Raw genomic sequence first — 25,663 nt, forward strand, 5'->3', positions numbered from 1 at the left:
GACAAACCAACATGAAAAAACTTCTTTATACCCTACTCGCGCTTCTTTTAATCGGCCTTTTAACAACCTATCTTATCCTTTTCACAGAATGGGGGAATAAAATCATCGCTTCGTATATAGAGAAAAAAATCAACCCGAACGAGCGTTATTTGAGCGTTAAAACCTTTAAATTGAGATTCAACTCTTTAGATTTTGAAGCTCAAGCCAACGATGATTCCACGCTCATTCTTAAGGGGGATTTCTCGTTTTTAAAGCAAAGCGTAAATTTGAATTACCATATAGATATTAAAAATTTACACTCTTTTAAGGATTTGATACCCTACCCTTTAAGGGGGGCTATTGTTACTTCTGGGAACATTAAAGGGCATAGAAAAGCCCTTGTGATTCAAGGCGTCTCCAATGTGGCTCAATCCCACACTGCCTACAACGCCCTTTTAGATGATTTCAAGCTTTCTCATTTAAGCTTGAACGCACAAGACGCCAATTTAGAAGATTTGCTTTATTTAATCAACCGCCCCGCTTATGCGAACGCAAGAGTGTCCTTACGAGCGGATTTTAACTCTCTAAAGCCTTTAGAAGGGCATTTGATCCTAACAGCTAATAACGCTTTAATCAACAACGCTCTAATCAATCAAATTTTTCATTTAAACCTTAAAGACACGCTTATCTTCAACCTCTCGCACTCAAGCGATTTTAAAGGAAACAAAGCCATCAGCGATACCACCCTAACTAGCCCTTTAGTTAATTTCACAGCCCTAAAAAGCGAATATCTTTTCTCTGTTTTAAAACTCAACGCCCCCTACACTTTAGAAATCCCCAATTTAGCCAAGCTCCAAAACATGATCAACCACCCCTTAAAAGGGAGCTTGACTTTAAAAGGCGATATAGAGCAAAGCCCTAAACTTTTAAAAATCAGCGGCCATTCAAATTTACTAGACGGTGCGCTAGATTTCACGCTTTTAAATAAAAATTTGAAGGCTCGTTTTTCCAATATTTCCACTTTAAAGGCCTTAGATTTATTTAATTACCCTAAATTTTTCCAATCCATTGCAGACGCTAACTTGGATTATGACCTTAGTGCTAAGCAAGGCGTATTGAAAGCCCGCCTGAAAAACGCAAGATTCCTCAAAAATGCATTCAGCGATTTCCTCTACTCCATTTCTAAATTTGATATTACTAAAGAAATTTATAACGATGCCAATCTAATAAGCCAAATCAACCAGCAACGCCTGCTCTCTGATTTGAGTTTAAAAAGCCCCAAAACCCAATTGAAAATCCATAACGGCTTGTTGGATTTAAGCACCAATCAAATGGACATGCTCATGGATGCGGAAATCTTAAAATTCATTTTTAAAATGAAACTTCAAGGCAACATGCACCAGCCAAAATTTTCCCTCATTTTAAACGAGAAAGCCATCCAACAAAACCTGCAACAAGGCTTGAAAGAAATCATAAAAAACGACACCCTTAAAAAAGGTTTAGATCATTTATTTAAAGATGATAAGCTCAAAGAAAAGCTTGAAAAAGGGCTTAAGGGGCTTTTTTAAAATTTTAAAGGATAGAAATGGCGCACATTTTAGTTAGCGGGGCGACTTCAGGGTTTGGGCTAGAAATCGCTAAAGCGTTTTTACAAAAAAACCATGTGGTTTTTGGCACAGGGAGGCGCAAAGAGAATTTACAAAAATTGCAACTCGCTTATCCCAAGCGTTTCATTCCCCTGTGTTTTGATATTCAAAACAAGCTTGAAATGAAGCGAGCGCTAGAGGCTATTTTCTCCATGACGGATCGCATTGACGCTTTAATCAATAACGCCGGCTTAGCGCTAGGCTTGAACAAGGCTTATGAATGCGAGTTAGACGACTGGGAAATCATGATAGACACGAATATCAAGGGGTTGTTGCATCTCACTCGTTTGATCTTGCCCTCTATGATAGAGCATGACCAAGGGACTATCATCAATCTTGGCTCTATCGCTGGCACTTACCCCTATCCTGGCGGGAATGTCTATGGAGCGAGCAAGGCGTTTGTGAAGCAATTTTCTTTAAATTTGCGAGCGGATTTGGCTGGCACTAACATTAGAGTGAGTAATGTTGAACCCGGTTTGTGCGGCGAAACAGAATTCAGCATGGTGCGTTTTAAGGGCGATAAAATCAAAGCCCAATCCGTCTATGAAAACACCCTTTATCTTAAACCACAAGATATTGCTAACATCGTGCTATGGATTTATGAACAACCCTTGCATGTCAATATCAACCGCATAGAAATCATGCCCACAAGCCAAACTTTCGCTCCCCTACCCACCCATAAAAACCCTTAAGGGGTTTTAAAATAAAGGCTTTGTTTTAGTTAAATATTTATAAGCCTTTTTTAAACTTTGACAGCTCTTTAATTTTCAAAAAAAGGGATTTTGGTTGCTTTATTTTAAGCTCATTATCTTAAAAGAATAGGAAGTATTTTGAAACAATCCTCCCCTAAATCCCCCTAACCCTCCAAAAAAACCGCCTTTTAAAGCCACTTGATCAAGCCTTATTCAAACTAAACTTTGATTTTGAGCTGCTTGAGAATATCGCATGCCCCTTTAGCGCCTAATTTACAGCCCTTTTTAAAGTTTTCTATGGCTTGCTTTTCATTCCTTGTTACGCCTTCGCCATTGTATTGCATAGCCCCTAAATTGAAACACCCTCCGCCATTTTGCATCTCGCATGCTTTAGAATAACGAGCGAGAGCCTCTTTAAAATTCTTCGTTGCACCTTCGCCATGATGATACATATTCCCTGCGTTAAAGCACCCTGGGCTGTCTTTTAGTCCGCAAGCTTTATCATACGAAGCGAGCGCTTTTTTCAAATCTTTAGGCGTGCCTCTGCCTGCATCATACAAGCTCCCTAATATCGTGCAACCATCTCCATCGTTTAAATCGCACGCTTTAGTGAAATATTCCACCGCTTTTTTAAAATCCCTAGTTACCACTTTACCATCATGATAGATCCCCCCTAAGCTCGCACACCCTTCAGCGTATTTCAAATCGCACGCTTTAGAATAGTATTGTAGGGCTTTATTGGTGTTTTGGGACACGCCTTGCCCGCTATAATATAAATTCCCTAGCAAATGACACCCATTGCTGTAATTTAAATCGCAAGCCTTAGCGTAAAAGGAGGCGGCTTTTTTCAAATTCTTTTCTACCCCCTGCCCTTGATAATAAAGCACCCCCAAATTAAAACACCCGCTATTTTCTTTCAGATCGCACGCTTTTTCAAAATATTTCTTCGCTTGAGTGAAATCTTTCTCTTTGTAGCTCTTTGCCCCCAAACCCACAAGCTCTTTAGGGTCTTGCTCTGCCATTAACCCCCCTAAACACAACGCACCCAAGCACAAAACCCTAAAAAAGGACTTTTTGACATTTTCTAACATGATGTATCTCCTTATTAAAAATTTTATTATAGTGTTATTAAGCAAATACAAAATGCCATGATCTCTTTGTTATCTTAAAGCTAACGCCCTCTTACAAATTTCTGTGATCTTATCCCACTCTTTGTTTTGGATTAAATCTTTAGGGGTAAGCCAACTCCCCCCCACGCACAAAACATTTTCTAAATTCAAATAAGAACGCATGTTATCTGCGCTAATCCCCCCGGTGGGGCAAAATTTCACCCCTTTAAAAGGGCCGTTAAAAGCGTTTAAAAGTTTAACGCCCCCACAATACTCTGCCGGGAAAAATTTTAAAGCACTATAGCCCAACTCTAAAGCTTGCATGACTTCACTGCTGCTAGAAACCCCGGGTATTAAAGGCATGTCTTTTTTCTTTGCGTGTTCTAAAAGGCTAGGCGTAAGACCCGGGCTAATCAAAAACTCAGCCCCCCTATTTTGCGCTTGCTCTAATTGAGTAAGATTTAAAATCGTGCCAGCGCCCACACGCATTTTTGGCACATTCTTAGCGATAAGCTCTATGGCCTCTAAAGCGCAACTGGAGCGCAAAGTAACTTCTATGATTGGAATACCCCCCTCTATCAGGCTTTGCGCTAAAGGCACAGCGTCTTTTATATTCTCAATTACTACCACAGGGACAATGGGGCTGATTTGTAAAACCTCTATTATTTTATCTTGCATTTTATCTCCTTTATATTTTTATACCTTTATGCCAAAACTCATGCCGCCCTCTTCAGCGCTATTAACATTCAATCTTAAACTCGTAAACAATTCCCTACCCAGCCCAAAAGTAGGCTTTTCTAAATTTTCTAAGGTTTCTAAAAACAAGGGGTTGATACCTCTATTTTCAAAATCCTTTTCAAGCACATTCAAAGCGTTATTAGGAGCGTCTAATTCTATCCAATCGCCGTCTTTAATCTTAATGATCGCCCCATTCAACGCTCCCTCAGGGCTTAAATGGATCGCGCTAGGCACTTTCCCGCTCGCCCCGCTCATGCGCCCATCCGTAACGAGTGCAACCTTATAGCCCATATCCTGCAAAGCCCCTAAATTCGTGGTGAGTTTGTGCAATTCTGGCATGCCATTAGATTTAGGCCCTTGGAAAGGCAAGACCGCCACAAAGTCCCTTTCTAATTCTTTATTTTTAAAGCGTTCTAAAAATTCGCTTTGGGTTTTAAAAACAATCGCTCTAGCCTTAACTTTCCTGTGCTCATCTTTAATGGCTGAAATTTTAATCACGGCCCGCCCTAAATTACCCTTTAAAATTTTAAGCCCCCCATTAGCGGCAAAAGGCTCACTAACAGGGCGTAAAATATCCGTATTCAGGCTATGATTGATGGCGTCTTTATACACCAAGTGGTCGTTTTCTAAAAAGGGGGTTTTGGTGTAATTTTGCATGCCTTTTTGCGTTTCTGTATCCATAATGGTATGAGTGTCTTCAAATAAAAGCCCCTCTTTTAACAATTCCTTGATCACAAACGCTAAGCCCCCACACGCTTCAAAAGCGTTCACATCGGCTGATCCGTTAGGATAGACTTTAGCTAAAAGGGGTATGAGGTTAGAAACTGCGTCAAAATCGTCCCAATTGAGGATCACCCCACAAGATCTAGCGATAGCGATCAAATGTAAAGTGTGGTTAGTAGAACCTCCGGTTGCCATTAAGCCTATAAGCGCGTTAAGAATGCTTTTTTCATCAATGAGTTTGGCTAAAGGCAGGACTTTCCCGCTCGCTAATCTTTTAGCGCTCTCTTCTACTAAAACCTTTCGTAAGGGGTTGTTAGGGTTGATAAAGCTAGAATTAGCCACATGCAACCCCATAAATTCCATCATCATTTGATTGGAATTAGCCGTGCCATAAAAAGTGCAAGTGCCCACATCATGATAGCTTTGCATTTCCACTTTTAAAAGCTCTTCTCTGTTGATTTTTCCCATTGCAAAATCTTGGCGCGCTTTGGCTTTTTTATAATTTTCTATCCCGCTCACCATAGGCCCGCTTGGCACAAACACGCCCGCTAAATTCCCAAAACTTAACGCTCCTATAAGCAAGCCTGGCACGATTTTATCGCACACGCCCAAAAAAAACGCCCCGTCAAAAACATTATGGCTTAACCCTACGGCGGTGCTTAAGGCGATCACATCTCTACTGAACAAGCTCAATTCCATTCCCTCATAACCCTGCGTGATACCATCACACATCGCTGGCACGCCACTAGCGACGCTCGCATAAGCGTTATGCTCTTGCAACTCTTTTTTAATCAAATCAGGGTAATTTTTAAAAGGTTGGTGGGCTGAAAGCATGTCGTTATAAGCGGTGATAATCGCAAAATGCTTTCTTTTATGCGAACCTAAAGGCATTTTTAAATGCTCTGGCATGCTCGCAGTAACATGGGCGATATTCGCGCAACCCAAGCTCTCAATCTTGGGCTGGTTTTTAGGGTTAAAGATATTTTCTAAATAAAGCTCTCTGGTTTTTTTGCTACGCTCTGTAATTTTTTCTTTGATTTGTTCTAAAGAATGCTTAGGCATGAACACCCCTTCAATTAAGATTTAATATATAATAATAACTTAAAAACACTCTAAAAGGGTTATTGATGTTGGATTTTGATTTGGTTCTTTTTGGCGCGACTGGGGATTTGGCCATGCGAAAGCTCTTTGTTTCGCTTTATGAAATTTATAGTCATTATGGTTTTAAAAAAGATTCTAGAATTATCGCATCGGGGCGTAAGGAGCTATCCAATGAAGAGTTTTTAGCGCTTCTTTGTGAAAAAACACAACTGCATTCAAGAGAAAAGGGTGAGGAATTTTTAGCCCATATCAGTTATTTGCGCGTCCGTTTGGATAACCCTAAAGACTTTGGAGAATTGAGTAAAATCGCTACAAACAACAAGCCCTTAATTTTCTACTTTTCTATCTCGCCTAGTTTTTTTGCAACGACCGCTCAAAATTTGGCCCAAAACGCGCTCAACCATGCTAATACGCGCTTGATTTTAGAAAAGCCTTTAGGGCATGATTTAAAGACTTGTCAAGAAATTTTCCAAAGCATTAGCGCTTTTTTTAAAGAAGAGCAAATTTTTAGAATCGATCATTATTTAGGGAAAAAGGGCGTTCAAAATATCCTTGAATTGCGCCTAAATAACCCTATCTTAAACATTTTATGGGATCAAATCAGCGCGGTTGAAATCTGCGTGTATGAGACTTTGGGGGTGGAAGAAAGGGGCGAATTTTACGATAAAATCGGGGCTTTAAGGGATATGGTTCAAAACCATCTCTTGCAAGTTTTATCCCTTATCGCTACAGATTTACCCAACGATTTAAAAGACTTAAGGAAAGAAAAAATCAAAGTTTTAAAAACCTTACAACCCCCTAAAGATTTTAAAAAACAGGTTATTCGGGCCCAGTATCAAGGCTATAGAGATGAAAATAAGGTTAATAAAGAAAGCCAGACAGAAACTTTTGTCGCTATTAAAGCCTTTTTGGATACGCCTAAATTTAAAGGAGTGCCTTTCTATATTAAGCACGCTAAAAAAATGCCCCGCAACCAAGCGAGCGTGAAAATCCATTTTAACGCAGTCAATACGCTAGAATTTTTCCTTTCACAAGATAAAATCACTCTCACTCTAAAAGACAATCAAAACCCCCTTATTTTAGAAACCCATAACCAACAAGAATTTTTACAGCCCTACGCTAAATTGCTCTATGATGCGATACAAAATAACCACAATAATTTCGCCCACCAATTGGAATTAGAAGCGTCATGGGTGTTTATTGACACGCTCATAGAGGGTTTTATCAATAACGCCACGCCCTTACATTCCTATGAAAGCCATAATCTCAACGAATCAGAATTTTTAAAACCACTCTATCAATAAAGGGATTTCATGGGTTATCAATTGTTTGAATTTGAAAATTTAGAAGATTGCCACAAGGCTTTAACAGATCGTTTTAAAGAATTTTTTAACGCCGCTTTAAAGAAGCATCATCAAGTTTCTATCGCTTTTTCTGGGGGCCGTTCGCCCATTAGCTTGTTGCAAAAATTGAGCGTTTTAGATCTCAAATGGCATGAGTGTTTAGTCAGTTTAGTAGATGAACGCATTATAGACACAAGCCACAAGGATAGCAACACCAAATTATTACACGATTATTTGTTGCAAAATAACGCCTTAAAAGCTTCTTTCATTCCGCTTTTGCCTAAAAAGATTTCTAGCGATACAAACGCGCTTTTAAATTTTGCTAACCAGCATTTCAAACAGCCCCATTTAGCCATTTTGGGCATGGGGACTGATGGGCATACGGCTAGCCTTTTTCCTGAAACGAGCGCTTTTTTAAACGAAGAAAAAGAAAATATCGTTTTGACTAAGCCAATTAACGCTCCTTATGAGCGCTTGAGCATGTCTGTTAACGCCTTAGAAAATTGCGAAAAACTTTTCTTAAGCATTAGTGGGGTAGAAAAAAGGGAGGTTTTAGAAAAAGCTTTAAAAGAAAACGCCCCCTATTCTCTGCCGATTGCTCGGATTTTACATTCTCAAAAAGTTACCACGGAGGTGTTTTATGCCAAAAACTGAAACTTACCCAAGACTCTTAGCCGATATTGGCGGCACGAACGCGCGCTTTGGTTTGGAAGTCGCCCCACGACAGATTGAATGCATTGAAGTCTTGCGGTGCGAAGATTTTGAGAGCTTGAGCGATGCGGTGCGGTTTTACCTTTCTAAATGCAAAGAAAGCCTTAAACTGCACCCTATTTATGGCTCTTTTGCTGTGGCTACGCCCATTATGGGGGATTTTGTCCAAATGACAAACAACCACTGGACTTTTTCTATTGAAACGACACGGCAATGTTTGAATTTAAAAAAACTGCTTGTCATCAATGATTTTGTCGCGCAAGCCTATGCCATTAGCGCGATGCAAGAAAACGATCTAGCTCAAATAGGCGGGATTAAGTGCGAAATCAACGCTCCTAAAGCGATTTTAGGACCAGGAACCGGGCTTGGGGTAAGCACTCTTATTCAAAATAGCGATGGCTCTTTAAAAGTCTTGCCCGGTGAAGGAGGGCATGTGAGCTTTGCCCCTTTTGATGATCTAGAAATTTTAGTGTGGCAATACGCCCGCTCTAAATTCAATCATGTGAGCGCGGAAAGGTTTTTGAGCGGGAGCGGTCTGGTGTTGATTTATGAAGCCCTGTCTAAACGCAAAGGCTTAGAAAAAGTGGCGAAGTTAAGCAAGGCTGAATTGACCCCACAAATCATTAGCGAACGCGCTTTGAACGGGGATTACCCTATATGCCGATTGACCTTGGACACTTTTTGCTCCATGCTAGGCACGCTCGCTGCTGATGTGGCTCTCACTTTGGGGGCTAGGGGGGGCGTGTATTTGTGTGGGGGGATTATCCCACGATTCATTGATTATTTTAAAACTTCGCCCTTTAGAGCACGCTTTGAAACGAAAGGGCGCATGGGAGCGTTTCTCGCTTCTATCCCTGTGCATGTCGTGATGAAAAAAACTCCCGGACTTGATGGGGCAGGCATTGCGTTAGAGAATTATTTACTGCATGATAAAATTTAGCAAATAGTAGCGCTTTAAGATAAAAGCGATTAGTGCAAGGGGTGCGTTTAAACGCGCCAAACAACGCTACCATATAACCAACAGCTATAAAATCAGTTAAACCTATAGAAACATAAGCAAACCATAAAAACGATACAATAGCGGTATTTTAATGAAACAAGGAGTTTTAATGAGAGTTCCATCTAAAGGTTTTGCTATTTTTTCTAAGGACGGGCGTTTCAAGCCCCATGATTTTAGTCGCCATGCTGTAGGCCCTAAAGATGTGCTGATTGACATTCTTTATGCAGGGATTTGCCATAGCGATATTCATAGCGCTTATAGCGAATGGAAAGAAGGCATTTACCCTATGGTTCCTGGGCATGAAATTGCTGGGGTCATCAAAGAAGTGGGTAAGGAAGTTAAGAAATTTAAGGTTGGCGATGTGGTGGGCGTGGGCTGTTTTGTCAATTCATGCAAAGCGTGTAAGCCCTGCAAAGAACACCAAGAGCAATTTTGCACCAAAGTGGTATTCACTTACGATTGTTTGGATTCTTTCCATGGCAACGAACCCCACATGGGCGGATACTCTAATAATATTGTAGTGGATGAAAACTATGTGATTAGCGTGGATAAAAACGCTCCTTTAGAAAAAGTAGCCCCCTTGCTTTGTGCGGGCATCACCACTTATTCGCCCTTAAAATTTTCTAAGGTTACTAAAGGCACAAAAGTTGGCGTCGCTGGGTTTGGCGGGCTAGGAAGCATGGCGGTTAAATACGCTGTGGCTATGGGGGCTGAAGTGAGCGTTTTTGCAAGAAACGAACACAAAAAGCAAGACGCTTTGAGCATGGGGGTTAAACATTTCTACACAGACCCCAAACAATGCAAAGAAGAATTGGATTTTATCATTTCAACCATTCCTACCCATTACGATTTAAAAGACTATCTCAAGCTCTTAACTTATAGTGGCGAATTAGCCCTTGTAGGGCTCCCTCCTGTAGAAGTTGCTCCAGCACTCAATGTTTTTGAATTTATCCATTTGGGAAATCGTAAGGTTTATGGCTCATTGATTGGGGGTATTAAAGAAACCCAAGAGATGATGGATTTTTCTATCAAACACAATATTTATCCTGAAGTGGATTTGATTTTAGGCAAGGATATTGACACCGCTTATCATAACTTAACCCATGGGAAAGCGAAATTCCGTTATGTGATTGACATGAAGAAATCGTTTGATTAAAGGCTTTGACTCTAGCTCTTTTTTAAGAGCTTGAGTTTGATTAGGGTATTTTTTGCTAATGCATGGAGTTTTAGGATTTTAAGGGTTTTACTAATAAGGCTCTTGATTGGTATTGAAATGCAATATTTAAATAGTCTCCGTTTTGCGTTTTTAGGAATCTCATGAATGTGTAAAAGATAATGTTTTAAAAACGTCTTAAAAGCGTCATGGGCAATCTGTTCTTCTGCTTTCCATAAAGGAAAGTAGTAATGATAAGCGGCAATGCTGTGGTAGTGGTGCCATTTTTCTCCACCTATCTCCCCACCCCCTGTGATCAAATAAGACCAATCGCTCATAAATGGGGTTTTAGCCAAAGCGTTCAGCCATAAATCCGCTTTCAAACCAAAAGGATATGTCCAAGGTTTGATTTGAAAATAAGGATGAGAGTCATATTGTATAACGATAGGTTCTCTTAGGGCTTGTTTAATGGTGTTATGATAAATTGCATTGGCCACGCCCTTTAAATGTTCTTCAGAAAGACTATAATAGTGTGGGAAAATGCAATACTCTATTTTTAATGGCGCGATCCTTGAACGACAAAATTCTGTCAATTGCGGTTCTTTATCTATTTTTTGCGCGCGTATGATTTCTAATATTTTTTTACAAAATTGATTTTTTCGCTGGTAAGTTAAGTTGCAATAAAAAAAGCCTTCATACGGGTATATTTTGTCATAAACCCCATAAAAATAATTCTCATCATTTTCTTTAATGTTTAAGAAATCAGCGCTAAATTCATTGCAAAAGATAACATCCACATCGCTCCACACCATTTTAGAATATTTGGGGAATAAATCCGCCAAAAAATACTTCACTAACACCATTTTAGAAAAACGCTTGGTGAAATCCTCATCAAAAGGGTTAGGGATAGCGTCTAAAAAAGGCTCAATATCTCTCACTTCCAAAGCGACAAATTCTTTAAAAGGCTCTGTGATTTGGTTAAGCTTTGCTTTATCTTCTTCATTCAAGCCTACCACTAAAGCGTGTAGGGTGTAACGGATTTTTTTATTGGCTTTAGCGATGCTTTCTAGCAAGGAATAAAGACACGCGCCCGCAGGAATGAGGTAATTCTTATCAAAAGCAAAAGCGATAGGAATATGAAAATCTTGTTCTTTTAAAGAATGGTTTGAAGCTGAAGTCATAAAAAATGAAACACCCTTTTTTAATGGCTATTTTATCCAAAAAAAAAACCGAACTTGAAAGGGTTCTGTTTTTGGTTTTTATGCTGTTTTTAAAGCAAATTAATTAAAGCAAATTAATTTAGAGAAAGGTTTTAACCCCTTTACTCTAGCCCTTTCTTAAAAGCTTGAGTTGGATTAGGATTTTTTTAACAATCCCATGAAGCCCTAAAACTCTAAGGATCTTACTAACCACCCTTTTAGCTAACGCTTTAGGCATCAAAAACCCAAAATAAATAAGCTTATTGAAAATTTTTTTCACTAAATTACAAGTTAATTCAAAAACTCTTGAATGGATTTTCCTTTCTTTAAACACAACAAACAAATACGATTTGAAAAACAAATACGGAGTCTTAAAAACAATTTCTTTTGAAGACTTTACTGAAGAAAAATAATGCTGCTCAGCCATTTTTGTGGTATAAAAGCTCTCATTGGTGTGCATTTTTTTAGTGTAATCGCTCATAAATGGGGTTTTAGCCAAAGCGTTCAGCCATAAATCCGCTTTTAAACCAAAAGGATAGTCCCAAGGCTTCACCGCCCCCCACCAAGCGTCATAGTGGATAATGGTAGGGTTTTCTCGTGCCTCTAAAATGGTTTTCTTGTAATTCTCGTTTAAATACGCGTTAGAAAAATCTTTAATGGTGTAATAATAAGGGAAAACGCAATATTCAATCCCTAAAGCTTTCATGTTAGGCCAACACCATTTCGTGAAATCCAACTCCCCTTTAGCCTCATTCCCCTTTAAAAGATCATGCATTCTTAAGGTGAAATTTTTCTTGCGTTGGTAATCTAAATTACAAAACAAAAACCCTTCCATCATGTGGTGCTTTTCAACTTCCAAAACCCCATGAAAATAATTCTCATCATCTTCTTTAATGTTTAAAAAATCAGCGCTAAATTCTTTACAAAAGATAACGTCCACATCGCTCCACACCATTTTAGAATATTCAGGGAATAAATCCGCCAAAAAATACTTCACTAACACCATTTTAGAAAAACGCTTGGTGAAATCCTCATCAAAAGGGTTAGGGATAGCGTCTAAAAAAGGCTCAATATCTCTCACTTCCAAAGCGACAAATTCTTTAAAAGGCTCTGTGATTTGGTTAAGCTTTGCTTTATCTTCTTCATTCAAGCCTACCACTAAAGCGTGTAGGGTGTAACGGATTTTTTTATTAGCCTTAGCGATGCTTTCTAGCAAGGAATAAATGCATGTGCCTGCAGGAATAAGGTAATTCTTATCAAAAGCGAAAGCAATAGGAATATGAAAATCTTGTTCTTTGAAAGAATGGTTTGAAGCTGAAGTCATAAAAAATGAAACACCCTTTTTTAATGGCTATTTTATCCAAAAAAAAAAAAAAAAAAACCGAACTTGAAAGGGTTCTGTTTTTGGTTTTTATGCTGTTTTTAAAGCAAATTAATTTAAAATCGCACTTTGTTTTTAAGTGCCGCCATTTTAAATGCTGCAATTTTAAAAGATGATGAAAGGGGCTGTATTCTGATTTGATTTTCTTAAAAAAATCTCTTTATGCGTTGTTGTTTTCAGGTTTTTTAATACCACCTTTAATAAAAGCGGCTAGTTTTGTCTATGATTTGAAGTTTATGAGCTTTAATTTCAATTTAGTGGCCCCAAATAACAACCCCTATTGGAATAGCCTAACCAAAATGCAAGTCCGTCTCATGCCTCAAATTGGCGTCCAATTGGACAAAAGACAGGCCTTGATGTTTGGGGCGTGGTTCATTCAAAATTTACACACGCATTATAGCTATTTCCCTTATTCGTGGGGGGTTATTATGTATTACCAATACATAGGGAAAAATTTGAGATTTTTTTTAGGCATTGTGCCTCGAAGCTATCAAATAGGGCATTACCCTTTAAGCGCTTTTAAAAAACTTTTTTGGTTTATAGACCCTACTTTTAGGGGAGGAGCGTTTCAGTTCAAACCGGCTTATGATCCTAACCGCTGGTGGAATGGGTGGTTTGAGGGCGTTGTGGATTGGTATGGGGGGCGTAATTGGAACAACCAGCCCAAAAAGAAAAATTACGATTTTGATCAATTCTTGTATTTTGTTTCTTCAGAATTTCAGTTTCTTAAAGGGTATTTAGGTTTGGGGGGACAGCTTGTTATTTTTCATAACGCCAGCCATCATAGCATGGGAGATAATTACCCTTACGGCGGTAATTCTTACTTAAAACCAGGCGATACAACCCCGCAATGGCCTAATGGCTACCCCTATTTCAGTCAAAAAAATAACCCACAAGGCGGAGAAATAGGGAAATACTCTAACCCTACCATTTTAGACAGGGTTTATTACCATGCTTATTTAAAAGCGGATTTTAAAAACCTCATGCCTTATATGGATAATATTTTTATGACTTTTGGCACGCAGTCGTCTCAAACCCATTATTGCGTGCGTTATGCTAGCGAGTGCAAAAACGCTCAATTTTACAACAGCTTTGGGGGGGAATTTTACGCTCAAGCGCAATACAAAGGCTTTGGGATTTTTAACAGATATTATTTTTCCAACAAACCCCAAATGCACTTTTACGCCACTTATGGCCAATCCCTTTATACCGGATTGCCATGGTATAGAGCCCCTAATTTTGACATGATAGGGCTTTATTATGTCTATAAAAATAAATGGATAAGCGTGCGAGCGGATGCGTTTTTTAACTTTTTAGGTGGGGGCGATGGGTATCATTTGTATGGGAAAGGGGGCAAGTGGATCACTACTTATCAGCAATTCTTAACCCTAACCATAGACACACGAGAGTTGATTGATTTTGTCAAATCTAAAACCTCTAAATAACTATATCTAAAAATTATAGATATAATTGAAATAGGCTACCGGCAAGCGTTGCCATAAAGCGGTCGCGCTCAAGCCATCAATGATTTCCGTTTTTTTGTTAGGAATGACAGGGAATTTCAACCCGAAAGTGATTTCATTATGGAAAAAGCCAAAACGAAAACCCACTTTCACAAGCAATTGGAAAAGCGAATTTTCTTTACCTAAATATTGAGCGATAATCCCATGCATAGCCTCTCCTGGCATGTAAGTCGCCCCAGCAATGCCTAAGCCAAACTCCAACCCTAAAAACATCTTTGGCGAATTGAAAGCGTCCCACAAACCGCTCAATTCTAAACCATAGGTAGAAATATAGGATTTGTGAGAAGAAAAAGTCTGATCATAAAACAACCCGTAACGAAAACCCACATGCTCTACAGCTTGCGTTTTAGCCACAAATTTCCCCCCTAACACCACACCAAAGCCATTGCCGGTCATGAAATACGATTTATTTACAGACTCGGTGCTAAAAGATGTGTTGATCGCGCTAAGCTGATACCCAACCCCTAAATAAAAGGTATTCCTGTCCGCAAATTTAGGTTTTTTTGATTTTTCATCAAGCTCTGCCTCTGCGGCTTGAAGCGATGATAATAACGCCATGCCCATCAATATTTTAACCATTGTTTTATCCATAACCCAATTCCTTTTGTTATCCTGCCCCACACTTGCCCTAATAGACTAAGATCAAATCACGCCCTAATAATAACAAAGTTTAAAATAAATATTAGTGGTTTTGATTAAGAACGCCTATTTTTTAGAATAAATAGCCATAAAATAGCCATAATTCTTGTAGGTATGCCCCCATTTTCCTATAAAAATTCCTAAAAAGATATTGTTATAAGACACATTAATAGTTTTTCTTGTATAATTTTGGGCTGAATTCAATTTATTTTATACGATATTAAGGAGACATATTACCATGTTTCAAATTAGATGGCATGCGCGAGCTGGTCAAGGTGCTATCACCGGCGCTAAAGGGTTGGCTGATGTGATTTCAAAAACAGGCAAAGAAGTGCAAGCGTTCGCTTCCTATGGTTCAGCTAAAAGGGGGGCTGCTATGATGGCTTATAACCGCGTTGATGATGAACCCATTTTAAACCATGAACGCTTCATGCAGCCTGATTATGTGCTAGTGATTGATCCCGGTTTGGTTTTCATTGAAAACATTTTCGCTAATGAAAAAGAAGACACGACTTATATCATCACCAGCTACCTTAACAAAGAAGAATTGTTTGAAAAAAAACCTGAATTAAAAACCCGTAAGGTGTTTTTAGTGGATTGTTTAAAAATCTCTATGGAAACCCTAAAACGCCCTATCCCCAACACGCCCATGCTAGGGGCTTTAATGAAAGTGTCTGGCATGCTTGAAATCGGGGCTTTTAAAGAAGCTTTTAAGAAAGTTTTAGGCAAAAAACTCACGCAAGAAGTCATTGACGCTAACATGCTCGCTATCCAAAGAGCTTATGAAGAAGTTCAATAACATTAAGGATTAAAGATGAAAGATTGGAATGAATTTGAAATGGGAGCGGTGCTCTTCCCTTTTGAAAAGAACGCGCAAAGCGAAATGGAAAAACACAATGATGAGCGCCATTATACCGAACAGAGTTACTTCACCACTTCAGTGGCTCATTGGCGCGTGGCTAAACCTGTGCATAACAATACTATTTGTATCAATTGCTTTAATTGTTGGGTTTATTGCCCAGACGCTGCCATTCTTTCAAGAGAGGGCAAATTAAAAGGCGTGGATTATTCTCATTGTAAGGGCTGTGGCGTGTGCGTGGATGTCTGCCCCACTAACCCTAAATCCCTATGGATGTTTGAAGAACAAATTGAGCCTGCCACCGCTCTCACTCAATGGCCGCAAAAACAAGAAAAGAAAAAATCATAAGGAAAAAATATGGCAAAAAGTATTGAATTACAAGAGATAGAAGTGTGGGATGGCAACACCGCTAGTTCTAACGCTTTAAGACAGGCTCAAATTGATGTCATCGCAGCCTATCCTATCACCCCATCAACGCCCATTGTGCAGAATTATGGCTCGTTTAAGGATAATGGCTATGTTGATGGCGAATTCGTTTTAGTGGAATCTGAGCATGCCGCCATGAGCGCATGCGTGGGAGCTGCAGCTGCTGGTGGGAGAGTCAGCACTGCGACTAGCTCTCAAGGTTTGGCGCTAATGGTAGAGGTTTTATACCAGGCTTCTGGCATGCGTTTGCCTATTGTTTTGAATTTAGTCAATCGCGCTCTAGCAGCCCCTTTGAATATCCATGGCGATCATTCTGATATGTATTTAAGCAGGGATTCAGGCTGGATCAGTTTATGCACATGCAACCCTCAAGAAGCTTACGATTTCACTTTAATGGCGTTTAGAATCGCAGAGCATCAAAAGGTGCGCGTGCCTACTATTGTCAATCAAGACGGGTTTTTATGCTCGCACACCGTGCAAAATGTCCGCCCTTTGAGCGATGCAGTGGCTTATCAATTCGTAGGCGAATACCAAACCAAGCATTCCCTTTTGGATTTTGATAAACCGGTAAGCTATGGTGCGCAAGCTGAAGAAGAATGGCATTATGAGCATAAAGCCCAACTCCACCATGCGATCATGAGCGCGTCTTCTGTGATTGAAGAAGTGTTTAATGATTTCGCTAAACTCACAGGCAGGCAATACCATTTGACTAAAACTTTCCAGCTAGAAGACGCTGAAATCGCTATTTTTGCGTTAGGCACTACTTATGAATCCGCCATCGTAGCAGCCAAAGAAATGCGTAAAAAAGGCATTAAGGCCGGCGTGGCTACCATCCATTCTCTGCGCCCTTTCCCTTATGAAAGATTGGGGCAGGATTTGAAAAATCTTAAGGCTCTAGCGATTTTGGATAAAAGCTCTCCAGCGGGTGCTATGGGGGCGATGTTTAATGAAGTAACGAGTGCGGTGTATCAAACGCAAGGGACTAAACACCCTGTGGTGTCTAACTACATTTATGGTTTAGGCGAAAGGGATATGACGATCGCGCATTTATGCGAAATTTTTGAAGAAATCAATGAAGACGCTCTTAAAGGCACGCTCACACACCCTACCCAACAATTCGTAGGTTTGCGCGGTCCTAAAATGAGCTTTTTTTAAAAAGGAAATATCATGGTAAAAGAAGTCAAAACACTCAAAGGTTTTAGCCAAAGCGCTGAAAAATTCCAAGGCTCACACTTACTTTGCCCGGGTTGTGGGCATGGCATTATTGTGCGCGAAGTTTTAAACGCTGTAGATGGGCCTATTGTTTTAGGCAATTCTACCGGTTGTTTAGAGGTATGCTCGGCGGTGTATCCTCACACTTCATGGGATGTGCCTTGGATCCATATTGGTTTTGAAAATGGCTCTACAGCGATTTCAGGGGTGGAAGCGATGTATAAAGCGCTAGTGAATAAGGGCCGCTATCAAGGTCAAAAACCAAAATTTGTGGCGTTTGGAGGCGATGGGGCTAGTTATGATATTGGCCTTCAATTCATCAGCGGTTGCATGGAAAGAGGGCATGACATGACTTACATTTGCCTAGACAATGAAAACTACGCCAATACCGGCGGTCAAAGAAGCGGCTCTACACCGTTAGGGGCTAGCACTTCTACCACGCCAGCGGGATCGGTTAGCTTTGGTAAAAAAGAAAAGAAAAAAGACATCGTCAATATCATGGCAAGCCATGGGGTCCCTTATGTGGCGCAACTCTCGCCTAACAAATGGAAAGACATGAACAAGAAGATTAAAACCGCGCTAGACACTGAAGGGCCTTGCTTCATCAACGCTCTTAGCCCATGCACGACTGAATGGAAATTTGAATCCAATAAAACCATTGAATTAGCGGATATGGCTGTGGATAGCTTGATGTTCCCCTTATTTGAAATCTTTAATGGCAGGGAATTGAAAATCACTTACCGCCCAAGAAATATCATTCCTGTAAGGGATTATTTAGCGGCTCAAAAGCGCTTCAAACACCTTTTCAAAAAAGAAAACGAACACATCATTGAAGAATTGCAAAAAGATGTGAATGAGCGTTGGGAATACTTGCAACGCAGAGAAGAAGCTAAAGTATAACCCTTCCATTAAATCAAGGCACTTTTTTGCGCCTTGTGCGATTTTACCCCTTGACTTTTTAAACCCCTTTAAAGTAACATAAATCCCATTTTGATTTTAAGGATTGTCGGTGTTAGAACGCTATGCGAATGAAGAAATGAAAGCCCTATGGAATGAGCAAACCAAGTTTGAAACCTATTTAGAAGTGGAAAAAGCTGTCGTTAGAGCGTGGAATAAGCTTGGGCAAATCCAGGATAGCGATTGTGAAAAAATCTGCTCAAAAGCGGCATTCAACCTTGAGCGCATCAAAGAAATTGAAAAAAACACTAAGCATGATTTAATCGCTTTCACTACTTGCGTGGCTGAAAGCTTGGGCGAAGAGTCCCGCTTTTTTCATTATGGGATCACTTCTAGCGATTGCATTGATACGGCTATGGCGTTATTGATGACCAAAAGCTTAAAACTCATTCAAAAAGGCGTTAAAAATCTCTATGAAACCCTTAAAAACAGGGCTTTAGAACATAAAGACACGCTAATGGTAGGCAGAAGCCATGGGGTGTTTGGCGAACCCATTACTTTTGGTTTAGTGTTAGCCCTTTTTGCTGATGAAATCAAACGGCATTTAAAAGCCTTGGATCTAACGATGGAATTTATCAGCGTGGGAGCGATCAGTGGGGCTATGGGGAATTTCGTGCACGCCCCTTTAGAATTAGAAGAATTAGCGTGCAACTTTTTAGGCTTAAAAACCGCCAATATCAGCAATCAAGTCATTCAAAGAGACCGCTACGCTAGGCTTGCATGCGATCTGGCCCTTTTAGCGAGCAGTTGTGAAAAAATCGCTGTCAATATCCGCCATTTGCAGCGCAGTGAAGTCTATGAAGTGGAAGAAGCTTTTTCAACAGGGCAAAAAGGGAGCTCTGCGATGCCTCACAAAAGAAACCCCATATTGAGCGAGAATATCACCGGGCTTTGCAGGGTGATCCGCTCTTTTGTTACCCCTATGTTAGAAAATGTCGCCTTATGGCATGAAAGGGACATGAGCCATAGCTCTGTGGAGCGTTTTGCCTTGCCCGATCTGTTTATCACTAGCGATTTCATGCTCAGCCGCATAAATGGCGTGGTTGAAAATCTGGTGGTTTATCCTAAAAACATGCTTAAAAATTTAGCCTTGAGCGGGGGGCTAGTCTTTTCGCAACGGGTGTTATTGGAATTGCCTAAAAAAGGCTTGAGCCGAGAAGAAAGCTATAAAATCGTGCAAGAAAATGCGATGAAAATATGGGAGATTTTGCAACAAGGCGCTTTTAAAAACGTTGATGGAAATTTGTTTTTAAACGCCCTACTCAACGATGAACGCTTGAAAAAATATTTGAGCGAGGACGAAATCAAAGCATGTTTTGATTACAGCTATTACACTAAAAACGTGGGAGCGATTTTTAAAAGGGTGTTTGAATAAGGCGCGTTTTTACAAAAGCAAAACTATAAAATAAGCGGTAAAAATTGAAGTTTTAAGGGGTTTTTTGAAACGAGCGTTATATTTAATTTTAGGGCTTTCTTATGCTTTGCATGCGGATAGTTTTAAAGATGTTTTGACTAAAGGGGATTATATTTTTGGCAATAAAAAGGTGGTTTCATCTATCAAACGCTATGCGGATCAATCGGCGTTTTATTTGGGGCTTGGGTATCAATTAGGGAGCATTCAGCACAACTCTAGCAACTTGAATCTATCCCAACAATTCAATAAGAGTCAGATCATTTTTAGCGATAGTTTAAGTCCTGTTTTTAAAAATTCGTATGTGTCTAATGGTCTTGGCGTCCAAGTGGGCTATAAATGGGTGGGTAAGCATGAAGAAACGAAGTGGTTTGGCTTCAGGTGGGGGCTGTTTTATGACTTGAGCGCTTCTCTTTATGGCCAAAAAGAATCGCAGTCTATTATCATTTCCACTTACGGCACTTATATGGATTTGTTGCTTAACGCTTATAATGGGGATAAGTTTTTTGCCGGGTTCAATCTGGGGATCGCATTTGCTGGGGTGTATGACAAAGTGAGTGATGCATTATTGTATCAAGCGCTTCTTCAAAATACTTTTGGCGGGAAAGTGGATCCAAATGGCTTCCAGTTTTTAGTGGATTTAGGGGTTCGTTTAGGGAATAAACGCAACCAGTTTGGCTTTGGGATTAAAATCCCCACTTATTATTTTAACCATTATTATTCTATGAATAATATTAGCAATAGTAGTGAAGATGTTCTCAAAGTTTTACGATTTTTAGAATACGGGATCAACAGCTTGTTGTATCAAGTTGATTTCAGGCGCAATTACTCGGTCTATTTCAACTACACTTATAGTTTTTAAAGCGTTCTTAATTGAGCGATTTCATCTCTCAAACGCATCGCTTCTTCAAAATCCAAATTTTTCGCGCATTCTCGCATTTTTTTATCCAATTCTTTAATGATTTTTTCCCTTTCGCTTTTAGGCATTTTGTCCTTTTTTAAGGCTTTAGCGATTCTAATCTCATCGTCTCTTAATTTCAATTCCTCTTCTAAAGCGCGAGTAACGGTTTTGGGGGTGATGTTATGGATTTTATTGAACTCTTCTTGTTTGGCACGCCTATAACTCGTGATCTCAAAGGCTTTTTGCATGCTTTGAGTGATCTTTTTAGCGTATAATAAAACCTTGCCGTTAGCGTTTCTAGCGGCTCGCCCCATGGTTTGAATGAGGCTTGTTTCGCTCCTTAAAAACCCTTCTTTATCCGCATCCATGATTGCTACTAAAGAGACTTCAGGCAAATCCAGCCCCTCTCTTAAAAGATTGATCCCTATTAAAATGTCAAATTCTTTAAGCCTTAAAGAGCGGATGATGTGATTTCTTTCAATCGCATCAATTTCACTATGCATGTAACGCGCTTTCAAGCCCCATTCAGCATAATATTTGCACAATTCTTCTGCCATTTTTTTAGTGAGCGTGGTGATTAGCACCCTTTCATCTCTGGCCACCACTAACTTGATTTCATCAAATAAATCCTGGACTTGCTTATCGCTGTCTCGCACTTCAAATTTAGGGTCTAAAAGCCCTGTAGGGCGAATGATTTGCTCAGCGACATTCTTTTTGGAAAGCTCTAATTCTAGCTTATTGGGCGTAGCGGACACAAAAAGGAACTGGCAATTTTTATGGATAAATTCATCAAATTTTAAAGGGCGGTTGTCTAAAGCGCTAGGCAATCTAAAACCATATTCCACTAAAACGCTTTTCCTGCTCATATCCCCTGCATACATCCCCCCAAATTGCGGCAAACTCACATGGCTTTCATCTACAATGACTAAAAACTCCCGCTCAAATATCCCCAAATAATCAAACAAGCAAAAAGGCGTTTCGTTAGGGGCTTTACCCGTAAAATGGCGCGCGTAATTTTCAATGCCCTTACACACACCGGTCGCGCTAATCATTTCTAAATCATGCTCGGTGCGTTGTTTGAGGCGGTTGTATTCAAGCATTTTATCCTGCTCTTTAAAAAATTTCAATCTTAGAGCGAGTTCATCTTCAATGCTTTTAATGGCTAAATTCAACCTCTCGCTCCCTACAGCAAACTGACTGGCCGCATAAAGCATGACAGAATCCAAGCGCTTGATTTCATTTCTTTCTAAAGCGTCAAAGACCGCAATCCTTTCTATCTCATCGCCAAAAAATTCAATCCTAATAAATTCAGCGTCATTATAAGCGGGGAAAATATCCACGCATTCCCCTGTCGCTCTAAAACTCCCCCTATCAAACACCACTTCATTACGGCTATAACCCATTTCCACTAGCTTTAATAAAAAGCTCTTGTAAGCGCGCTTCTCGCCCACTTTGATTTTTTCCATGACTTTTAGATATTCTTCAGGGTTACCCAAACCATAATTAGCCGAAACGCTCGCTATCACGATCACATCATCATAACCTAAAAGCGAGGTGGTCGCGCTCAATCTCAAACGCTCCAAATCATCGTTAATAGAGCTGTCTTTTTCAATGAATAAATCCCTCCTAGGGATATAGCTTTCAGGCTGGTAGTAATCAAAGTGGGAGATAAAATACTCCACCCTATTATGCGGGAAAAACGCCTTAAACTCGCTATAAAGCTGTGCACATAAGGTCTTATTATGGCTCATGATCAAAGTGGGTTTATTGGTTTTGGCGATGATATTGGCCATCGTGTAAGTCTTACCGCTCCCTGTAACCCCCACTAAAGTTTGATAATGGTTGTTATTTTTTAAGCTTTTTGTTAAAGCTTCTATGGCTTGGGGCTGATCGCCTGCTGGTGGATAAGGGCTTTTTAAATCAAATAAAGGCATCTTTAAAACTCGCATTTTTTAGGGGTATTATAGTAGATTTTTAACACGCCTTATTCAATCTCAAAAAAATCAATGTTTTGATAATGATCGTGTTTTTCGCTTCTGTAATCTCGCTTGTGGCTTGTTGCTTTTCTTGCGTGATGTTGTTTATCGCTTGCGTTTTATTCGTGTTTATTTCGTTGTTAGCGCTTTCTTTGGCTTCGTTAATGTTAGTTAGTGCTTGCGTTTTGCTCGTGCTTATTTCGTTGTTGGCGTTCGTTTTAGCCTGCGTTAGCGCTTCAAGGCTTGCGGTCTTGTTCTCTGTGATTTGATGATTAGCGTTATCTCTGGCTTGGTTTAAAAAGATTTGATAGCTCGTTAAAAGCCTTGTCGTGGTTTCTATGATTTGATTTTCTAGCTTTTTAACTTCGCTTTTGATGTTTTCGGCGTTAGCGTTTAGTATAGCGGTTACTTCTTGCTCGTTAGATCGCATGCTCGCATTGAAATCAGTGAAATAGTTTTCATATTCTCGTATTTTAGTTTGTAATTCAAGGCTTGAATTTTCTAACCATTCAATGATCCCTCTCAATCTCTCATCAATTTCATTGGCTTTTTGAAAAAAATCCATGCCCGTTATAACTTCTAAAATCCTTTTCACTCCTTTAAGGCTTAAATTGACCTGCTCTTTCCACAATGTAGCGTTATTTAAGGCGCTTTCAAGCTCTCTTAATAACTCGCTTGTGATTTCTTTAAACGCTGGTTTTTCTTTAGTGGTGATTTCTGGGCTTGGTGGATTAGGATAATTCATTTTTTAATCCTTGACTTTTTCAAGTTTTTTAAGTATTGTTCTTTTTAGCACCACCATGGGAACTCGACCTATGGCTGAACCTTTGCGTTAGCATCGAGTCCGGTGCTTGAAAATTCTTTATAAGCTTCATTATTCTTATAACTCCCATTGTTCTTATACATTGTTTTTAAAATTAATTCATTTTTCTTATTGATCGCTTGCTCTACCACTACCGCATAGCCATTGATTTGTTTAAACGCCGTTATATTTTCTTTATTTCCTTTTCCTATGGCTCTAATAATTTCATCAGCGTTATTAACAATATCTCTATAATTCGCTATATCTTCGTAAGTAATAGGGATTTCTCCATTTCTAACATTAACCGAATTAACGCCATGCCTTTTGAGTATGTGGGTAATAGCTTCATGCTCTAAACTCGCTCTAACATCTTCAGGGTGTCTAAAGTTAGCGTTTTGTAAAAGTTCCACTTCTTTGTTAGAGGCTTTTTCTATAATCATTTTCTTGTTATTTTTGTGTATAAATTCTACAATTTCAGGCGTTAGGTTATTCTTGCCAAAAATAACTGCATCTCTCCCGCTTGTAGGGATTTTTGCGTTATTTAATAACGCTTTGATTTCATCATTACTTAAATTGGTATCGCTATAATCTCGTTTAATCTTTTTCTCTGTTTCTTCTGCGATCGTTTTACTAGCTTCTTTACTCCCTTTCTCGCTTTCTTTTTGCATGTCTTTAACGGCTTGTATCAAGCGGTTTAAGGTAGGATTATTTTCGTTTGGCTCTCTATTCACCATTAAAAGGTAATGCGTGAAATCGTAAATATCAATGTCCTTAAATTCCTTACTTTTAGGATTAAACATGTCTTTTGTAATATCTGCTATTTTAAACTCTTTTAAACCTTTTTTAATGTTATCACTCTTTAAGGCTTCAAATAACGCTTTACTCGGATCATCAAATCGTGCAAACCTTGCGATCGCACCTCCTAAAATCTCGCTTATATCACTAGTCGCTTGATCGCTTTTCTCGAACATGTCTAAAGAACTCGTTTTATAGAATTTTTCGCTCAAATCTTTCAGGCTCTCACTCGTGCTTTGATAATTCTTTAAATTGGCAAAACTGCGATCCATAATATCGCTTAAATAAGCGTTTAGGCTTACATTAGGAAAATTCATGTCGTGGATGAGATTGTGAAAACCGCCGGCGTTATCTACAAACATTTTTTTTACTTTTTCATAGCTTTTAATGTCGTTAGAAAACGCTTTCTGCCAGCGGTTAAGTAATTCTATCCCTTGCGTCTTGGTCCTTGGCATGTTATACATAAGCAACGCTAAATTACTATCGCCTACATTAGGATGATTGGCTTTGTCAAAATTCAAATTTTTAGCGACGATGTTTTTTAATGAGTAGATGCTATCAGCGTCTAATTGGTTGTCTAATTCTTTTAATTTCGCTTCGTAATGGCTTAAAACCGCTATCGCATGATCGCTTTCACTATTAAAGCGTCCTTGATTGCTTGAAGCCGCTAAATTGTTAATCTCGGTGTTGTTTAGGCGTTTATGTGGCACTCGCACTAACAGCTCGTCCGGTTGTAAGTCTATGTGATAGTATTCTTTGATCGCTTTGTTGTAAATATAACGGCTTTTAGGCGTGAAATTTAGCATGCCTTGTATCCTGTGGTTTCCTGCGATCACTTGGCCGTCGTGTAGGATAATAGGCAAGTCTTCAAACCCTCCGCTACCGAATATCTTTTTCGGATCAAAATTTTCCGCAATGCTTTTAATCTGTTCTTCGTTCATGTCGGTGCGTTTTTGCGTGCCGCCTGTGGTAAAACTAGGCTTCAAGTCTTTAGATTTAACGATCGCATAATCTAGATCATAAATCTCTCGTTCGTTTAGCCTTACTCGGCTTTTAGGGATCTGTGCTTGTATTTCTGTGGGTATATCCTCTCCTACTTCTATTTTAGTCTGGCTTTCAATGTTGCCGGCGTTCCCTCGCTCGTGTTCTAATTTCTTTTTTAACGCTTCTTTGCGCTTTATTTCTTGCTCTTTAGCTTTTAAAAATTCTTGTTCGCTCGCTAAGGCTTTGCTTTCTAATTTCGCTAATTTTTCAGCTTCTGCTTGTTCAAGCGGGCTTAATTTTGTAGCTTCTTTGGTGGTTTCGTTTAAATTTTCGCTTGTTTTTAATAAATCCTCTTGATCTGTTAAATCTTTTTGTGTAGGATTAGGTTCATGGGGATGGTTTC

The 25,663-nt window shown here is 39.4% G+C and carries 22 protein-coding genes; 13 read left to right on the top strand and 9 right to left on the bottom strand.

The window, feature by feature from the left end; translation table 11 throughout:
- Positions 1–11 precede the first annotated feature (11 nt).
- A complete protein-coding gene (locus EAL44_RS05590) occupies positions 12–1,547 on the top strand; it encodes a hypothetical protein (protein WP_121075650.1) in 1,536 nt (511 codons plus the stop codon).
- 17 nt (positions 1,548–1,564) lie between these two features.
- Complete coding sequence (locus EAL44_RS05595) at positions 1,565–2,317, top strand: SDR family oxidoreductase (protein ID WP_121075653.1); 753 nt, start codon at positions 1,565–1,567, stop codon at positions 2,315–2,317.
- A 218-nt stretch (positions 2,318–2,535) separates the two neighbouring features.
- On the opposite strand, the gene hcpC is transcribed toward EAL44_RS05595, so the two are convergent.
- The 3 genes from hcpC to edd all read right to left on the bottom strand — a co-directional run bounded on the left by hcpC (position 2,536) and on the right by edd (position 5,949).
- The gene (hcpC, locus tag EAL44_RS05600; protein WP_121075656.1) at positions 2,536–3,408 is read right to left on the bottom strand and encodes a Sel1-like repeat protein HcpC; all 873 of its coding nucleotides are present in this window, start codon (positions 3,406–3,408) and stop codon (positions 2,536–2,538) included.
- Positions 3,409–3,477: 69 nt separating this feature from the next.
- Entirely contained in the window at positions 3,478–4,104 is a 627-nt protein-coding gene (locus EAL44_RS05605) for a bifunctional 4-hydroxy-2-oxoglutarate aldolase/2-dehydro-3-deoxy-phosphogluconate aldolase (protein WP_121075659.1), read from the bottom strand.
- A gap of 18 nt (positions 4,105–4,122) precedes the next feature.
- Positions 4,123–5,949 carry a phosphogluconate dehydratase gene (gene edd / locus EAL44_RS05610; protein WP_121075662.1) on the bottom strand — a complete coding sequence of 609 codons (1,827 nt, stop codon included), beginning with the start codon at positions 5,947–5,949 and terminating at the stop codon, positions 4,123–4,125.
- A gap of 65 nt (positions 5,950–6,014) precedes the next feature.
- Between edd and EAL44_RS05615 the strand changes: the two genes are divergently transcribed.
- The 4 genes from EAL44_RS05615 (at position 6,015) to EAL44_RS05630 (ending at position 10,198) form a co-directional block, all read left to right on the top strand.
- The gene (locus tag EAL44_RS05615; protein ID WP_121075665.1) at positions 6,015–7,292 is read left to right on the top strand and encodes a glucose-6-phosphate dehydrogenase; all 1,278 of its coding nucleotides are present in this window, start codon (positions 6,015–6,017) and stop codon (positions 7,290–7,292) included.
- Positions 7,293–7,301: 9 nt separating this feature from the next.
- Positions 7,302–7,985, top strand: coding sequence for a 6-phosphogluconolactonase (pgl, locus tag EAL44_RS05620; RefSeq protein ID WP_121075668.1), 684 nt, complete (start codon positions 7,302–7,304; stop codon positions 7,983–7,985).
- Positions 7,972–8,982: a glucokinase gene (locus EAL44_RS05625; RefSeq protein WP_097702810.1), complete on the top strand. Its 1,011-nt coding sequence runs from the start codon at positions 7,972–7,974 to the stop codon at positions 8,980–8,982. Before pgl ends, EAL44_RS05625 begins: the two co-directional genes overlap by 14 nt.
- A 169-nt stretch (positions 8,983–9,151) precedes the next feature.
- Positions 9,152–10,198 (top strand): NAD(P)-dependent alcohol dehydrogenase, encoded by a 1,047-nt coding sequence (locus EAL44_RS05630; protein ID WP_121075671.1) that lies wholly within the window; start codon positions 9,152–9,154, stop codon positions 10,196–10,198.
- Between the two features lie 11 nt (positions 10,199–10,209).
- On the opposite strand, the gene EAL44_RS05635 is transcribed toward EAL44_RS05630, so the two are convergent.
- Positions 10,210–11,376, bottom strand: a complete 1,167-nt coding sequence (locus tag EAL44_RS05635) for a glycosyltransferase (RefSeq protein ID WP_121075674.1) — start codon at positions 11,374–11,376, stop codon at positions 10,210–10,212.
- Between the two features lie 145 nt (positions 11,377–11,521).
- A complete protein-coding gene (locus tag EAL44_RS05640; RefSeq protein WP_121075677.1) occupies positions 11,522–12,718 on the bottom strand; it encodes a glycosyltransferase family 8 protein in 1,197 nt (398 codons plus the stop codon).
- Positions 12,719–12,912: 194 nt separating this feature from the next.
- On the opposite strand from EAL44_RS05640, the gene EAL44_RS05645 reads away from it, so the two are divergent.
- The gene (locus tag EAL44_RS05645) at positions 12,913–14,220 is read left to right on the top strand and encodes a hypothetical protein (RefSeq protein WP_121075680.1); all 1,308 of its coding nucleotides are present in this window, start codon (positions 12,913–12,915) and stop codon (positions 14,218–14,220) included.
- 6 nt (positions 14,221–14,226) lie between these two features.
- Here EAL44_RS05645 and EAL44_RS05650 read toward each other — a convergent pair whose 3' ends face one another.
- Complete coding sequence (locus EAL44_RS05650) at positions 14,227–14,889, bottom strand: outer membrane protein (RefSeq protein WP_121075683.1); 663 nt, start codon at positions 14,887–14,889, stop codon at positions 14,227–14,229.
- Between the two features lie 286 nt (positions 14,890–15,175).
- Here EAL44_RS05650 and EAL44_RS05655 point away from each other — a divergent pair, with 286 nt between their 5' ends.
- The 6 genes from EAL44_RS05655 to EAL44_RS05680 all read left to right on the top strand — a co-directional run bounded on the left by EAL44_RS05655 (position 15,176) and on the right by EAL44_RS05680 (position 20,664).
- Complete coding sequence (locus tag EAL44_RS05655) at positions 15,176–15,736, top strand: pyruvate flavodoxin oxidoreductase subunit gamma (RefSeq protein WP_000486467.1); 561 nt, start codon at positions 15,176–15,178, stop codon at positions 15,734–15,736.
- A 15-nt stretch (positions 15,737–15,751) separates the two neighbouring features.
- Positions 15,752–16,144 (top strand): 4Fe-4S dicluster-binding protein, encoded by a 393-nt coding sequence (locus EAL44_RS05660; protein WP_000656179.1) that lies wholly within the window; start codon positions 15,752–15,754, stop codon positions 16,142–16,144.
- Positions 16,145–16,153: 9 nt separating this feature from the next.
- Positions 16,154–17,377, top strand: a complete 1,224-nt coding sequence (locus tag EAL44_RS05665) for a 2-oxoacid:ferredoxin oxidoreductase subunit alpha (RefSeq protein ID WP_001129863.1) — start codon at positions 16,154–16,156, stop codon at positions 17,375–17,377.
- Between the two features lie 12 nt (positions 17,378–17,389).
- Positions 17,390–18,334, top strand: a complete 945-nt coding sequence (locus EAL44_RS05670) for a thiamine pyrophosphate-dependent enzyme (RefSeq protein ID WP_000238158.1) — start codon at positions 17,390–17,392, stop codon at positions 18,332–18,334.
- Positions 18,335–18,443: 109 nt separating this feature from the next.
- Positions 18,444–19,766 carry an adenylosuccinate lyase gene (purB, locus tag EAL44_RS05675; RefSeq protein ID WP_121075686.1) on the top strand — a complete coding sequence of 441 codons (1,323 nt, stop codon included), beginning with the start codon at positions 18,444–18,446 and terminating at the stop codon, positions 19,764–19,766.
- Positions 19,767–19,830: 64 nt separating this feature from the next.
- Entirely contained in the window at positions 19,831–20,664 is an 834-nt protein-coding gene (locus tag EAL44_RS05680) for an outer membrane protein (RefSeq protein WP_121075689.1), read from the top strand.
- Here EAL44_RS05680 and uvrB read toward each other — a convergent pair.
- The 3 genes from uvrB to EAL44_RS05695 all read right to left on the bottom strand — a co-directional run.
- Positions 20,661–22,637 (bottom strand): excinuclease ABC subunit UvrB, encoded by a 1,977-nt coding sequence (uvrB, locus tag EAL44_RS05685; protein ID WP_121075698.1) that lies wholly within the window; start codon positions 22,635–22,637, stop codon positions 20,661–20,663. The genes EAL44_RS05680 and uvrB overlap by 4 nt on opposite strands.
- A gap of 40 nt (positions 22,638–22,677) precedes the next feature.
- The gene (locus EAL44_RS05690; RefSeq protein ID WP_121075692.1) at positions 22,678–23,424 is read right to left on the bottom strand and encodes an ATP synthase subunit B family protein; all 747 of its coding nucleotides are present in this window, start codon (positions 23,422–23,424) and stop codon (positions 22,678–22,680) included.
- Positions 23,425–23,492: 68 nt separating this feature from the next.
- The coding region (locus tag EAL44_RS05695) for a PBECR3 domain-containing polyvalent protein (protein WP_121075695.1) at positions 23,493–25,663 on the bottom strand (2,171 nt) is incomplete at its 5' end.

Origin of the sequence: Helicobacter pylori (assembly GCF_003637685.1) — a bacterium.
GTDB classification, from domain to species: domain Bacteria; phylum Campylobacterota; class Campylobacteria; order Campylobacterales; family Helicobacteraceae; genus Helicobacter; species Helicobacter pylori_CJ.